General features: G+C 33.9%; 13 protein-coding genes. 6 read left to right on the top strand and 7 right to left on the bottom strand.

All coding sequences use genetic code 11. The features are described 5' to 3' along the window. Positions 1-297 precede the first annotated feature (297 nt). A complete protein-coding gene (locus tag K6119_RS16535) occupies positions 298-861 on the top strand; it encodes a sigma-70 family RNA polymerase sigma factor (RefSeq protein WP_221833460.1) in 564 nt (187 codons plus the stop codon). Next, positions 845-2,512 carry a hypothetical protein gene (locus K6119_RS16530; protein WP_221833457.1) on the top strand — a complete coding sequence of 556 codons (1,668 nt, stop codon included), beginning with the start codon at positions 845-847 and terminating at the stop codon, positions 2,510-2,512. The genes K6119_RS16535 and K6119_RS16530 overlap by 17 nt, the downstream gene beginning before the upstream one ends. Here the strand turns inward: K6119_RS16530 and K6119_RS16525 are convergent. The 4 genes from K6119_RS16525 to K6119_RS16510 all read right to left on the bottom strand — a co-directional run bounded on the left by K6119_RS16525 (position 2,509) and on the right by K6119_RS16510 (position 7,412). After that, a complete protein-coding gene (locus K6119_RS16525) occupies positions 2,509-4,881 on the bottom strand; it encodes an outer membrane beta-barrel protein (protein WP_221833455.1) in 2,373 nt (790 codons plus the stop codon). The two genes, K6119_RS16530 and K6119_RS16525, sit on opposite strands and share 4 nt — an antisense overlap. A 72-nt stretch (positions 4,882-4,953) precedes the next feature. Continuing rightward, positions 4,954-5,679: a hypothetical protein gene (locus K6119_RS16520; protein WP_221833453.1), complete on the bottom strand. Its 726-nt coding sequence runs from the start codon at positions 5,677-5,679 to the stop codon at positions 4,954-4,956. Positions 5,680-5,752: 73 nt separating this feature from the next. After that, complete coding sequence (locus K6119_RS16515) at positions 5,753-6,451, bottom strand: hypothetical protein (RefSeq protein WP_221833451.1); 699 nt, start codon at positions 6,449-6,451, stop codon at positions 5,753-5,755. A gap of 70 nt (positions 6,452-6,521) precedes the next feature. Then, positions 6,522-7,412 carry a C40 family peptidase gene (locus K6119_RS16510; RefSeq protein ID WP_221833448.1) on the bottom strand — a complete coding sequence of 297 codons (891 nt, stop codon included), beginning with the start codon at positions 7,410-7,412 and terminating at the stop codon, positions 6,522-6,524. Positions 7,413-7,553: 141 nt separating this feature from the next. Here K6119_RS16510 and lpxB point away from each other — a divergent pair, with 141 nt between their 5' ends. Then, positions 7,554-8,669, top strand: a complete 1,116-nt coding sequence (lpxB, locus tag K6119_RS16505) for a lipid-A-disaccharide synthase (RefSeq protein ID WP_221833446.1) — start codon at positions 7,554-7,556, stop codon at positions 8,667-8,669. After that, complete coding sequence (locus tag K6119_RS16500; RefSeq protein ID WP_221833444.1) at positions 8,669-9,847, top strand: SpoIID/LytB domain-containing protein; 1,179 nt, start codon at positions 8,669-8,671, stop codon at positions 9,845-9,847. The genes lpxB and K6119_RS16500 overlap by 1 nt, the downstream gene beginning before the upstream one ends. A 30-nt stretch (positions 9,848-9,877) precedes the next feature. Here K6119_RS16500 and K6119_RS16495 read toward each other — a convergent pair whose 3' ends face one another. The 3 genes from K6119_RS16495 to K6119_RS16485 form a co-directional block, all read right to left on the bottom strand. Further along, positions 9,878-10,231 (bottom strand): four helix bundle protein, encoded by a 354-nt coding sequence (locus tag K6119_RS16495; RefSeq protein WP_221833442.1) that lies wholly within the window; start codon positions 10,229-10,231, stop codon positions 9,878-9,880. Between the two features lie 231 nt (positions 10,232-10,462). After that, positions 10,463-10,870 carry a single-stranded DNA-binding protein gene (locus tag K6119_RS16490; RefSeq protein WP_221833440.1) on the bottom strand — a complete coding sequence of 136 codons (408 nt, stop codon included), beginning with the start codon at positions 10,868-10,870 and terminating at the stop codon, positions 10,463-10,465. Between the two features lie 91 nt (positions 10,871-10,961). Further along, positions 10,962-11,303: a single-stranded DNA-binding protein gene (locus K6119_RS16485; RefSeq protein ID WP_221833438.1), complete on the bottom strand. Its 342-nt coding sequence runs from the start codon at positions 11,301-11,303 to the stop codon at positions 10,962-10,964. 296 nt (positions 11,304-11,599) lie between these two features. On the opposite strand from K6119_RS16485, the gene K6119_RS16480 reads away from it, so the two are divergent. Both K6119_RS16480 and K6119_RS16475 read left to right on the top strand, forming a co-directional pair. Further along, the gene (locus K6119_RS16480) at positions 11,600-13,579 is read left to right on the top strand and encodes a PhoX family protein (RefSeq protein ID WP_221833436.1); all 1,980 of its coding nucleotides are present in this window, start codon (positions 11,600-11,602) and stop codon (positions 13,577-13,579) included. A 172-nt stretch (positions 13,580-13,751) separates the two neighbouring features. Beyond that, a complete protein-coding gene (locus tag K6119_RS16475; protein WP_221833434.1) occupies positions 13,752-14,282 on the top strand; it encodes a YceI family protein in 531 nt (176 codons plus the stop codon). The last annotated feature ends 92 nt before the right edge of the window (positions 14,283-14,374 follow it).

Genomic DNA, 14,374 nt, shown 5'->3' with positions numbered 1-14,374 from the left:
TGGAGAGGATATTCCTACATTCATAGACCAAAATCTTAAAACTATTGTGGCAGCAATGGCTGTTTTAGCAATGGTTTTGGTAAGTCAAATCATTAATTTTAGAAAAAAAATTATCTGACCCCCCCTTTTCAGATTCCGTTTTCGTTTTAACTAACAGGAGGAAATTATTATAATGAATTAGATTTGATTCTTTCAGATAATCAGGTGTATATTTATACAATTGATATTCAAAGAAATAAATCAATTCTAAAATTGTTAATGTAGTACTTATTAACTGTACATAAAAGTATTCCCTGTTTGCAGCTGACCCAAAAGGATATAAAAAAGATTAAAAAGAACGACAGTCGTGTAATTAACGAACTGTACCGATACTCTTTTGATGTACTTATGAGTCAGGTAGCCAGATATAAAATCAATGATGAAGACAGGAGAACACTGCTTAACAACACTTTTATCAAGATCATTGATAAAATAGATCAGTACGATTTAAACACCAATTACAAAGCCTGGATTCGTCAAATAATGAGAAACGAAATTATCGACGATTTCAGAAGAAATAAAAAGCTGAATGAAACCATTTCTTATCAAGAAGATCTTTATGGTTCAATTCAAATGCCGGAAGTAGAAGAAGAGATTGCAAGTGAACAATTAGAGTATTATTTAAACATGCTTCCTCCGGCGGGAAAAATGGTATTTAACCTATACGTAATTGACGGATATACAAGTCAAGAAGTATGTGAACAACTAGATATAAAATATGAAACATTTAAATGGCACTTAAAAGAAGCTAGAAAAAAACTACGTGCAGTTTTTAAAACAAGCGAATTAAACGAAACCGAAGCAAGTGAAAGAGCAAACTGATAATATTGACCAACTTTTCAAGCAAAAGCTAGGCGAAGATCGTCATTTTGAAATTCCGGATAGTTACACCGAGGATTTGCAGAATCGTCTTGCCAAAAGAAAGGGAGGAAACAACAAGAAATTGTATTTCTTCATCCTCATCTTTGTGCTTTTTGGAATTACAGCAACTGCGTTTTTTATGAACGGATTTGACTCCTCATCTAAAAACGAAAATCACTCTGAACTAGCTGACCCTCATCATTCCACTAATAATGCAAACAACAATGAATTAGCTGACATCTCCCCCCTAAACTCAGATAATCAGACTGATTTGAATTCAAATACCGAAAATGAAAATCTTAAAAACCAAGTAAACAACAATGATTATTCAACGGATAAAAATGAAGTAAATTCAAATTTAAAATCCGAAAACACTACCAATAAAAATCAATTCAACTCAACCAAAACAGTAAAAAACAGCACCATTCAAAACGACAAATTAACTGTAGACAAAACTGAAGTTGACAAAAGTTCAATTTTAAATGGTAATGTAAATTCCCAAAAATCTAATAAGGTTGATGATAAATCATCCATTGATTCAAATCTAAAAATTGAACAGAATCAACAAAAAGATGAAAAAGATGGCGAAGATTTAACTACTGAAAATAGTGAACGAAAAACTGAATCAGGAACCAATAGTTCAGATTCAGATTCTGATTCAAATCAAGAAGATGAAAAACAGCCAGACAATAACTTAGCCAATAACAATTCGACTAACATAGACAGCAGTGACACAATTAATACTGATAGCAATATTGATTCATTGAACAATACGGAAATAGACAGTAATTTGGTTGAAAATGATGCTGTAGATTCAACACTTACTGAAAACACAGATTCGGATAGCACGGCAAACAATGAAATCAATAATGATCCAAAACCAAAAATCTTTAGCATTGAGCCACACCTTTATGCAGGAATTGATTTTGGAAACTCTAAGTTATTAGCAAACACAACAACTGAAAGCAACACCTTTAATTCCAATAAAAAACTCCAAACAACAGGACACTACGGTGCAGGAATCAACTTTAACATTAAGAACTTCTATACGGGATTGGGAGTAAGCATGAACAAGTACAAAGATCAAATTGATTATACCACAGAAGTTTACACACCTTACACTTACGATTCAACTTTCACTGTATCAGTTGATTCTATTATTTATGACACACTTCAAAACCCAATAGACACAATTACCTATACTTATCCTGACAGTGTACAAGTTTCCGGAATTGATACCACAACATCTAACAATTCAGTGATAAACGAATACAAAATGATCATGATACCACTGACATTAGGATATACAATTAAGTTTAAAAACTGGGCTATTCGTCCTCAAGTAAGCGGAATTTTAGAAATCATTAGAGCTACCTCTTCTTCTACTTATCCGGTATTTAGTAACGGAACCAATGTTCCATATAACCTTACTAGTACCAAATTTGGTTTTTCATTCGCAATTGAAACGCAAATACAAAGGAACTTAGGAAACTTCCATGTATATGTTAGACCAGGATATAGAATGAGATTTACAAATGTTGCTACAGACGGAACATTTAGCGTCAAATACAATACTTTTCAAACGGTATTTGGAGTGGGGTATTACTTCTAAATCCTTCCTGACTGGTTTGATTTAGATTCCTGAATTTGAGCTTCACTTCTCAACCTACCAAATTTGTAATAGATTCCCAATCTAAATGAAGTAAAAGCATATTGCGCTTCAGTGTAGCTGGTATAATTATTTGCGTAATTATAATTCTTGTTTTTAGGCGGAACGATATCCTGCACTTCTACGAAAATTCTAAGGTTGTTGTCCAGTAACTTCTTAGTAAGACGCATACTCCAACTTGCTCTGAAATTACCCAAAAAGTTCTCTGATCCCCATCTACTTGCATGTAATCTATTAGTTAATGTAAAATCACCTGGTAAGTAAAAATTTAGGTTAGACCATAAACCAAATGTTAAATAAGAAATATCAGCTCTTTGAAATTCAGGAGTAAATTGTGTCATTGTATATGTCATCCACAATGAATTCCATCCTGACATCCATTTAGTTTTTACGGGAGCAGATATATAAACATTCAAAGACTGATCATTATCTGAATTCCATGGTGTTGAGTTACTGACAAAATTCGAATCAATAAAAGTCAATTGAGATGTTGGCCTGTGATTATAAGAATAATCCACACTTAAACTGTAGGCATTAAAAAAGTCAAAACTTACTCCTGTAGAGTGATAAACTGATGGTCTTAAATATGGATTTCCGTATGATATATTTAAGCTATCCTGAATGCGCACAAATGGATCATAATTTGAAAAAGAAGGTCTATCAATTCCTGAACTATATCTAAGCGTCATGCTAAAATTGTCCTTTGGATTAATCATGATACTTCCAGAAGGAAAAAGCATCACATAATTAGAATCAATAAACTGTTTATTAAGTGAATTACTGAAACCATTCAAATCTGTATACTCAGCAGTTACACCTGCACGCAAGCTAACTTTATCCCAATTTTTAGTAGTCTCTAAAAATGCAGATCCGTTCTGCTCTATGTAGTCATACGAATTAGAATAAACCGGATCATTTACCCATTGATCATCAATTAAATTAGATTGATCAAAACGCATCCCGTTTAAGATAATACTGTAGGCACCACCTCCACTTAATTTCCATCCACTTGTATCAAAAACGTGTTCATATGTTACTCTTACTTCGGTAACATTTGGACGGTTTCTGTTTTGATTTTGAATATCATTTTTAAAAACAGCACCAGTTGTATCTATAAAATCATTGTAAAAAGTTGCTTTACCTTCTCTTATTTTATACTGGTAATTCAGGTTAACTTCAAAATTACTATTGAATGTATCTGTTTCAACAGTATAGTTTAAAAAGGCACTACTGTTTAACCATGTAAATCCATCTGAACCTAACTTGTCATTTGTAGTTTGTAACTCATCACCTTCAAAATACATTTTATTAGATTCTGAAATAGACTTATATATACTTCCTCCGCCATTTACTCCTGCAGTAATTTTTTGTTTATCATTTATCTGATAAGCCGATTTGATGCTAAAGTGCTGCCAGATACTTTGATTTTCATCTGTGTAATTGGAAGTTGTTGTTCTGTTTGTTGTGTCAAAAATTTCGGTAGTGGTACTTCCAAAAGAATTACTTGATCTGTAATTTCCACTTGCATACATATTCATGCTGAATTTCTTCTTTTTTAAGCTCAATCCAATTCCTAGTCTACCTGTAGGCTTTAACTGTGTATTGATACCTCCATTACCTGAGACATTCATGTTATATCCCTGTAATCTAAAATTCTTGGTATAGACTTCAATTACTCCACTACCTCTGCCCTGTGTTCTATACTTTGCAGATGGATTGGTAATGATTTCAATTTTCTCCACCATCTCAGCCGGAATTGCTTTTAATTCGTCATTGGTTAGGATAGGTTGTCTATCCACTAAAATAAGCGGAACACCTTTTCCAATTATTTCAATCGACTCGTCATCCGGTGAACTTAACTTAGGGGATGCTTTTAGAATCTCAAAAAGGTTATCCATGGTTTCTAAAGTTGTTCCTTCAACATTGACTTTAATCCCATCCATGGTTCTTTCAAAAGTTGGCTGTCTGTAAACAAATTCAAAAGTTTCCAGTTCAAGATTTTTACTCATTACAATCATTCCCAGATTGTGGATTGAATCAGATGTTGAGAAGTTGATAATGGTATCAGAATAACCGTCTAATTTTAGTTTAGCATAAAATTCTGTACCACCATTTCTGTCCATTAATAAAGAAAAATTTGAACTATCAATGTAGGTTCCTTTTCTTAGTGATGAATCCGGTAATGAGTGTATTGTTATTTGACCCAGTTTGGCAGAAAGATCATCTGCAGCTAAAATCCCTGTTACTCTCAGTTGCTGTCCGAATGAAATAGACGAAAGCACAACTAATATAATGGCTAGTGTATGTTTCATAAACTTTGGTGTGCACAAAGAACGTGATAGAAACTATTTGGTAACGTTATAAAAGTGTTAAAAGGTGCTAATTTATCTTAAACGGAAACGATTTTCACTCCTTCTGGAGATGATTGAACCTCTGTCATCATAAGTGTACATGCGTATTTCAGAAGGTGAGAAGACTATTGAATCAACATCAGACCATGCTTCAGAATTTCCCCATAAAATTTCCGGAACAGGAAAATACTCAGCTTTTAAGGTTGTCATGTCAATATAAAATAACGTATCCAATCCATCCATAACATCATCACTGGTGTACATAAACCAATTATCTTCAACTGAATTTTCAAGAAAGAAACCACTGCAAACAGTTTTTCCATTTGATTTTTGAATTAAGCTACAATTGTTTTGCGAACCAAAACTGAATGAATTTCCAAAAAGAAAAAAATCGTTATAATCCGCAATAATGAAGCCTAAATTTCTGAAAATTAAACCCAAACTCATTCCACTTATAGTATCAACAAGTTTATTATTTTTCATCAGTAAAAGATATTGCATGGACTCTTCATACAAAGTATCTACTCGGTATGACAAGTGGTAACCACCTGATAAAGATGTGTCATACGGATACGGTTCATTTACATACTTATACTCGTACTCTTCTACTTCCTCAGGAACGGGTTCATATAAACCCAAATCGTATTGATCAGATTCAGAAGACTGCCTTTTAGCTTCGGCAATCTCCTGATCTTCTCCCCTACAACCAATAAGAATAAGAATGAAAAAAACTGCGTTTAATAAAAGTTTATTGGCCATACTCAAAGTTAAGTTGGAACGTTCCAAAAATTGCTTTCAAATAATAAAGCGCCGGGGTCAAAAAATAGAATGTTTAAAGGTTAATTACTTCTTGTATTGAATCTAAAGCTCCGTGATGAATCCTAAATTCAGAATTCAAAATCAACTGAAGTCTACCTTCATTTCTTTTAAAACTGTATGACGAATATTTGTGAGTTGTATCTGGAAACAAGGAAGGATTGGGATAATTCATTTTATCGTCTCCGCAAAAATCCGGTGACTCATTTTCCCTGTAAAAGAATCTCTGCTCACTTTCCAAATTGTATAAACGCAAATACTGGGTGCAATACCCCATCCAGAGGACATAATTTTCTGTAAATAATTCATCCACGCCATCTCCTTCTACATCTACAAATTCAAATACAACAGGCACTTGTTGTACAAACTTGAGATCCATACTAATACTATCATAAATCAATAACAAGTTTCCTGAGCATCCAAAGGAACATCCGGTGTACCCATAAACAGAAATGATTTTCTCGTTTTCAATTTCTTTAAAAGCATTTGCATAATGAAAACTTACCGAGTCTTCCTCAGCTATTTCATTGAAATTCCATACCGTCTCAATATTCTCTTTTTGAAGAATGATTTCAGCTGCATCAGACAATGCCCTCTTCTTCCAATCTTCATTAGAATAATTATAAAATGGCTTTTCATTTTTTGTAATTTTCTCTGCTTCACATGAAAATATCGCGAACGCTAAAACGAAATAAAGTACTTGAATTTTTGACATGCTCAAATCTATGAATAGACCTTAATTCAAGCACTACCAAATAATAAGGCGTTAATGTCAAAAAATAGAATTAGCTCAAATAGCTTCCGGCACTTTTCAATTTTGGCTTCCAGTATGTAGATTCCTCCACATTTGTAATGATTACTCCTTTGCTAGTAGATGCATGAATCATGGTAAGCGGTTTTCCTTTTTCGCTCACTACCATTCCAACATGAGTAATATTGGCTCCAGGACCAAAAAACACCAAATCAGCCTTATCTGCGCTTCCTACTTTTACTTTTTTAGCTTCTGCCATTTGACCGGAAGCAGTTCTTGAAAGCAGAATTCCATATTTCTTCATCACATAACTTGTGAAGCCTGAACAATCAAAACCTTTTTCATCTGATCCGGCCCAAACGTACTTAATGCCAATAAGTGTTTTTGCATAGGCAACTATTTGATCTCTTTGACTATTACTTACATTGTCAGTATTTACTAAAGGATCATTTTCATCAGGTTTTTGCGATTCAGATTTAGCCTTGATATTTAAAAGATATTCCATTTTAAAATCAAAAACTAAATCAGCATTTTCCTTATAACCTAAATCGCTCATTTTCTTGCCAAAACCATTCAAAAAATGCTTAAATGCAGCCAATTCATAGTAATGAGCATGAACATAATCTTCATAAGAACCGTGTTCAGCAAAAACTTTATACGCCTCTATTGCTTCAGGAATAGCCTTTTCATGTCTTTTAAACCATTTTGGTTCATCTGCCAATCTAAATAATGCAAGAGACTTATAATAAGAAGGTAAACCGCTATAATCAAATTCAGGATCAGCCAACATTTTGTTAGACTGACGCAGTACTTTCCTGTAATAGGCCTGATCATAGAGAATTTCTAATTGGTCTATTTTCTTATCCTGCGCAAGGGCATATTGTTGTAAGCAAACAACTGTTAATATGGCCATTATCCACTTCATATTACAAAAGTAAATGCTAATCTCTGCATCTTGATGTTAATTCTTCACCAAGTGTCCACAAGTAGCTGTTAATTTGTATCTATATAACGCAATGGTTGCAGGCTAATTTTCATGTAATTTTGCGGATTAAACCGGGCAGATTTGAAAATTTACATTATTGCAGGTGAAGCATCTGGTGATTTACATGCCAGTAACCTGATGAAAGCTATACTTAAAGATGCACCCGACACTGAGTTTAGGTATTGGGGAGGAGATCGTATGTCTGCCATACAAGGTGAGCCGGTTAAACATATCAGTGATCTTGCGTTTATGGGATTTGTTGAAGTTTTAATGAATCTAAGAACGATTCTAGGAAATCTTGATTATTGTAAGAAAGATATTTTAGCTTTTAAACCTGACAGGTTGGTTTTAGTTGATTATCCCGGTTTCAATTTAAGAATTGCTGAATTTGCAAAGTCAAAAGGAATCAACGTTCACTATTACATTTCACCACAAATTTGGGCGTGGAAACAAAAACGCGGATTTAAAATCAAACGATTTGTAGATGAAATGTATTGCATCCTGCCTTTTGAAAAAGAATTTTACAAGAAGTTTGACATGGAGGTGCATTATGTGGGGCATCCTTTGCTTGACGCTATAGAAGATTACAAAAGTAATTCACCCGATAGAGCTTCATTTTTAAATGAACACCAATTAGAGGACAAACCCATCCTGGCTCTGTTACCCGGAAGTAGGAAACAAGAAATAAAAATCAAACTTCCCATCATGTTAGAAGCGGCAAAAAAATATGATCAAATGCAAGTGATTGTTGCCGGAGCTCCTAACTTACCCTCATCTTTTTATTTAGAAATTGCAGGTACCCAACCAATGACATGGATTTCAAATAAAACTTATGACATCCTATTGCACTCTCAAGCCGCTATGGTAACATCCGGAACTGCAACTTTAGAAACTGCATTGTTTAACATTCCGCAAGTTGTTTGTTATAAAGGAAGTAATGCCTCTTATCAAATAGCCAAAAGACTGATCAAGGTACCGTACATTTCACTGGTTAATTTAATAATGGACAAGCCTTGTGTTAAGGAGTTAATTCAAGGGGAATTAACAGCTAAAAACATTCAGGCAGAAATGGATGCACTTGTAGTTGAGTCGAATGAAAAGAGAATTCAGATGTTAGAAGACTACAAAAATTTGGCTCAGAAATTAGGAGGTGGTGGTGCTTCTGCCAAAACGGCTGCACTTATTTTAAAAGATTGATGAAACAACTGTTGTTTTACATAGCATTAATATTCTCATTTTCAGCTCAAACACAGGAACTGAAAGTTGGAATCTTGCGTGCATATGATTTATCAGCTGTCCGCATTTCATATAACGAAGGAACTTACAATGTTTATGGAGATTCAACTGAATTAACAAGTATATGGAGTGGTCAATCAATTGAATGTAAGAGAAGTGGAGACAAAATTAAACTTGTTAAAGACGATAAGACATTAGGAACTTTTGATACTGTTTATTTCAGAGGGGTTGAATCCGGAAATAGTTTTAGAATAAGACCAACTTCACCTTACAGCAAAAAAGAAAGGAAATACAAAGACAATATCATGCTTATTCCATCTGGGAATACAGAAATCACAGTAATCAACGAAGTGATGATGGAGAATTACCTTCCCGGTGTGATTGAGAGCGAAGGAGGTGGAGGTAAACATATCGAATATTACAAGGTGCAGGCAATTCTAAGTAGAACTTATGTTTTGGATCATTTAAGTAAGCATAGAAAAGATGGTTTTTATTTATGTGACAGACAGCATTGTCAAGCTTATCATAATATGATGCGATTTACTCCTGACATTCAAAAAGCAGTAAACGAAACCGCGGGTATCATTATGTTAGATCATCAATTGGAACTGGCTGATGGCTATTTCTTTGCCAATTGTGGAGGTCAAACTTCTGAGTCGGACTTTGTTTGGAATAACCCTGTTCCATATTGCAGAAGTATTGTAGATACTTTTTGCATTAGGTCATGGCAAGCAAACTGGACCAAGAAAATACCAAAATCAAGTTGGAAAAATTATCTGGTTCAACAATTCGGGTATCCTGTTAATGATTCCATTTTTGGGCAATACTTATACGCTTTCTCACAACCCAACAGAAAGGCCTTTTACATAGATCCCAGGTTAGGAATTCCACTTAGAGACATCCGTACTGAATTTAAACTAAAATCTACATGGTTTGATTGTCATTTAGAAGGAGACAATGTTGTGCTGGAAGGTAAGGGTTTTGGGCACGGAGTTGGTCTTTGTCAAGAAGGCGCCATGAGCATGGCCAAGCTAGGTTATTCTTATGAGCAGATACTTAAGTTTTACTTTACAGATATTCAACTTTTTGATTATTTCCATTGGCTGTTTTTGAGACAAGAGGAGATGGTTGGATTATAGGATTAGAGTCAAGAATTTAGAGCCAAGAATCTAGACACTACTATTTCTAATTCGTTTAATAAATGCGTAAGTCATTTTTTGCAATTCATTTACATCCACTAGAATTTTATTGTCAATCTCATAGATGCTATCATTTAAAATAATGAGCTGTGTTTCAAGTTCAAACAATGACCCTAATGAGATACTTAGATAATGAGCGAATTCTTTACTGCTTTTTCTTGCAGACCCTTCTGCTATATTAGATGGTACGGAAACCGCGCAACGTAAAATTTGTTGATACAATCCAAATTTATGCTCTGGGGGTAAATTATTAATAAGTTGAATCACTTCACTAGTAATTTTCATTCCTTTCTTCCAAATTTCCAATTTTTTATAATTATGCATATCAGACTATTTTATTTGACTTAAGCATTAAAAGTCTTGATTCTTGATTCTTACTTCTTGGCTCTTAACAAAAATCCCCTCCACCCAATTTGTATACTTCTACCAAATCATTGAGCGGAGAGGATTCACCAAAATATTTCAACTCAGGGCTGGATACCGTTCACTCCCGGGGTTGATTAGATTCATTGAGGACCCGATTATATTTTAGTTTTAGTATCGGGTCCCCAGAACCTAACTCGCTTTTTTCACACTTGCACCATTGTTTTGTACAGGTAATTTCTTGACAACAGTTTGTTGTTTTTTATCATTATTTGGATTGATCAACAGAATTTCGTTCACCTGGATTTCTGTTAGTTTTCTTTGATTCCCGGATGCGTCAAAATAGATTCGATTAATCAGCTTACCATCTACAGCCATTAATTGACCTTGCTTTATGTACTTTTCTACTAACTCAGCTTTTTTGCCCCAAGCAACAATATTGTGCCATTGTGTCGTTACTTTTCTTCCATTTACTTCGATAACAGTTTCGCTAGTTGCCAAAGAGAATTTGGCCAGTTTAACTCCATTTTTAAAAGTTCTTATTACCGGATTGATTCCGGCCCTACCAATTAAATTGATTGTATTTTTTAGATTTTGCATTTTATTAAAATTTGAGATTGAAAATTGAAAAAACGGAAGTGTACGCCAGCACAAGGAACATACAAAACGTACACTTCCTACCCACATTAAATTAGGCCTCTTTTGAGCCTAACAACAACAGATCCTCTACCTGTACCTCAGTACGATATCTTTTTTCACCGTCTTTGGTTTCATAAGATCTGGTAATCAATTTTCCTTCAACGGCAATCTCTTGCCCTTTTTTTACAAACTTTTCAAAAATGTCAGCTTTCGGACCCCAGCAGAAAAGTGAGTGCCACTGAGTTTCCTGTACTTTTTCACCTTTTGCGTTTTTGTAAAACTCATTAGTAGCGAGCCTAACTTTAGCCAATTTGTTTCCATTTTCAAAAGAGATAATTTCAGGTGCTTGTCCTAGGTGTCCAATCAATTGTACTTTGTTTCTTAAATTTTTCATAACGTGTTTGTGTTTTGTGCATCTGTAATTATAGTTTGAATCAGATGCGTGTTTGTTCTTCATTATCAGGCTTTTCTAGCGGCCCAGACTTGTCATTTAAATCGACGGTGCAAAGTTGATGAGGGTAAAAAACAAGATTCGTTTATCTTTCGTTTGTTTACGATTATTATACGTTTGTATATGTTTTTATAGTTGACAATCAATTCTTTAAATAATTTATTGATTTATTAAAAAACTCATTTTGAGGTGACTATTGTCACTTTAAATAAGCTATTTATTCGTAAATTGCATGTATAATGGGAAAGGTAAAGTTCATACTTGCATATGTAATGATGCTAAGTGTTAATCAATTGTACTCACAACTAAATTTGGGATGTGATCCGGCAGATAGTTTACACTTTTCGTGTTTTCCGGGATTGTTTTCAGAAAATCAAGGAAATGAGATGGTTATTCCGACAACACATGCTTTTCAATTTATCGCACAAGACAATGACCCTCTATTAAATGGTACACAAGTGATGGGTAGTTATTTTGATTTCACCTGTTTTGTACCTATTAATGGTTCTTCAACACACGGCTATTTAACAGTAAACCACGAAACGACAACTGGTAAAATGAGTGTTCTAGAAATAGAATTAGATTCTATAGATAATCAATGGGATATTTTATATGGTCAATTAGTTGATTTTACCAATTCAGGAATTTCAGGAACATCAAGACCTTGTTCTGGTACGCTTAGTCCTTGGGGAACGGTTTTTTTTGGTGAAGAAGTTTCTAATTCAACCACTGACAATAATGGGGATGGTTACTTGGATTATGGATGGATAGTAGAAGTTGATCCTCAAACTGCTTCTGTAGCGGATTACGAAAGTGATGGATTACAAGATAAAGTGTGGGCAATGGGAAGAATGGCACATGAAAATATAGTATTTGCTAATGACTCCGTGGCATATTTTGGAAGCGATCAATCAAATGGATATTTGTATAAATATGTAATGGCCTCTCCTCAAAATGTTAAAGATGGCAATTTATATGTATTAAGAATAGGTAATCTCACCCAACTTTTAGGAACAACCCCTGTTCCACTTACGGGATCCTGGATCCAAATTCCAAACTCTTCAATCGCCGATAGAAATAATTGTATTGCCAACACAATTTCTGCAGGTGCAACGAATTTTTACTACATAGAAGATGTTGATGTTGACCCGATAAGTGGAGACGTATTCTTTTCCTCAAAATATACAACAGCTCCAGGGGCTGTCTACAGATTTACAGATATGACAGATTCTGTAAATAATTTTAAAATTTTTGTCGCTAACGATTATCCTTACACAATTATTAGTGAAACTGATACACAAACTGTAATAATTGATTTGGGTATGGACAATTTGACCTTTGATGACAAAGGTAATTTATACATGCTACAAGATGGTGGACAGAATCATATTTGGTTCGCAACCCATGACCATATACACGATTCTTTAAATAAAATTAATGTTTTTCTCAAAACACCTGCAGGATCAGAACCTACCGGTATGACTTTTACCCCCGACTATAATTATGCTTTTTTATCAATACAGCATCCAACTTCGGCAATTACGCAGCTAGATGAATTTGATTCAACAAAATACTGGAATAAGTCAACGGCAATTGCCATTTCAAGAAAAGAACTTTTGGGGCTAGATGATCAAAATCATTTGTTTATTGTAGTTGAAAATGATACCATTTATAATAATGATACTATATATTACCAAAATCATCCCATCAACACATCCATTGGTAAGTATGTAAATATGTACAATTCAGGTTCTTCCTTTATAAATATTACCCATATTATCGAAGGCTCCAATCAAGCATTTAATCTGATTAACAACCCTTCATATATTATAGCACCTGACAGCAGCAAAAAAATGCTGTTGATATTGACCCCACCAACTGAGGGAACTTATACAAACTCCTATTCCATTATTTCCAATGACAATATTAATCCTTTTGTTTTTCATGTTAGTGGAAATGCAATTAACAATGCAGGAATTGATATGTTAGGCGAATTAGACACTAAAGTATTCCCTAATCCTTCCAGAGATAAGTTCTATGTTTCTACTCCTGATAAATGCCATTTTTTATGCTACGATATGAGCAGCAAATTGATCCTGTCAAAAGAACTCAATGAAGGAACAAATGAAATTTCTACCCTCAAATGGAAAAGTGGCACCTATTTGATCAAAATTTTTAGTGAAACAACGTCACATACTGAACGAATTGTCATTTATTAAGGATAATTCAATTTTTTTTTCAATTTAATTTCTTCTCCTATATACTGTAAATACTGAGTTATTGATGTTATTTATTTGCACATAGATATTTTTTATTTGTTTAGACATTGTTTGTTGCAACAAATTTATTAACTTTGTTCTATAAAATTGAAACAAAATAAAATTTATAGATATGGAAACTTTAACAAAAACTAGCTGGAAAATAGATCCTACTCACTCTGAAATAGGATTCAAAGTAAAACACATGATGATCTCAACTGTAAAAGGTCATTTTGATAACTTTGACGCAACTGTGGAATCATCAAATGAAGATTTTTCTGATGCAAAAGTGAATGTGAGTATTGATGTAAATTCAATCAGTACAAAAAATGCTGATAGAGACGGTCATTTAAAGTCTGATGATTTCTTTAATGCAGCAGAATTTCCAAACATTACATTTAAATCTACCTCATTTGATGGAGAGAAAATGACTGGTGAATTATCAATTAGAGACATCACTAAAGAAGTTGTTTTAGACGTAGATTTTAACGGAGCGGCAGTAGATCCTTATGGACAAACTAAAGCCGGTTTTGAAATTTCAGGAGAAATCAACAGAAAAGACTTCGGATTGAGCTGGAGTGCAGTAACAGAAGCAGGAAATATTGTTGTATCTGATAAAGTTAAATTGGTTATAGACGCACAATTTATTAAGCAAGGAGAATAATTATTCTTTTTCATAGGTTTCATTCGTCAGAATACAATAATGTCCCGGTTTTCTTTAAAGAAGGCCGGGATTTTTTATGGACTAATATTTGA

Origin of the sequence: Paracrocinitomix mangrovi (assembly GCF_019740355.2) — a bacterium.
In the GTDB taxonomy this organism is placed as follows: domain Bacteria; phylum Bacteroidota; class Bacteroidia; order Flavobacteriales_D; family Crocinitomicaceae; genus Paracrocinitomix; species Paracrocinitomix mangrovi.
This window is presented reverse-complemented; position numbering and strand designations above follow the sequence as displayed.

What these genes read in the sequence shown, in the direction of transcription:
- K6119_RS16485 (WP_221833438.1), bottom strand. Translation starts at nt 11,303, where the DNA reads ATGAAAAATTTAAGAAACAAAGTACAATTGATTGGACACCTAGGACAA.
- K6119_RS16500 (WP_221833444.1), top strand. Translation starts at nt 8,669, where the DNA reads ATGAAACAACTGTTGTTTTACATAGCATTAATATTCTCATTTTCAGCT.
- K6119_RS16495 (WP_221833442.1), bottom strand. Translation starts at nt 10,231, where the DNA reads ATGCATAATTATAAAAAATTGGAAATTTGGAAGAAAGGAATGAAAATT.
- K6119_RS16480 (WP_221833436.1), top strand. Translation starts at nt 11,600, where the DNA reads ATGGGAAAGGTAAAGTTCATACTTGCATATGTAATGATGCTAAGTGTT.
- K6119_RS16525 (WP_221833455.1), bottom strand. Translation starts at nt 4,881, where the DNA reads ATGAAACATACACTAGCCATTATATTAGTTGTGCTTTCGTCTATTTCA.
- K6119_RS16520 (WP_221833453.1), bottom strand. Translation starts at nt 5,679, where the DNA reads ATGGCCAATAAACTTTTATTAAACGCAGTTTTTTTCATTCTTATTCTT.
- K6119_RS16515 (WP_221833451.1), bottom strand. Translation starts at nt 6,451, where the DNA reads ATGTCAAAAATTCAAGTACTTTATTTCGTTTTAGCGTTCGCGATATTT.
- K6119_RS16490 (WP_221833440.1), bottom strand. Translation starts at nt 10,870, where the DNA reads ATGCAAAATCTAAAAAATACAATCAATTTAATTGGTAGGGCCGGAATC.
- K6119_RS16510 (WP_221833448.1), bottom strand. Translation starts at nt 7,412, where the DNA reads ATGAAGTGGATAATGGCCATATTAACAGTTGTTTGCTTACAACAATAT.
- K6119_RS16475 (WP_221833434.1), top strand. Translation starts at nt 13,752, where the DNA reads ATGGAAACTTTAACAAAAACTAGCTGGAAAATAGATCCTACTCACTCT.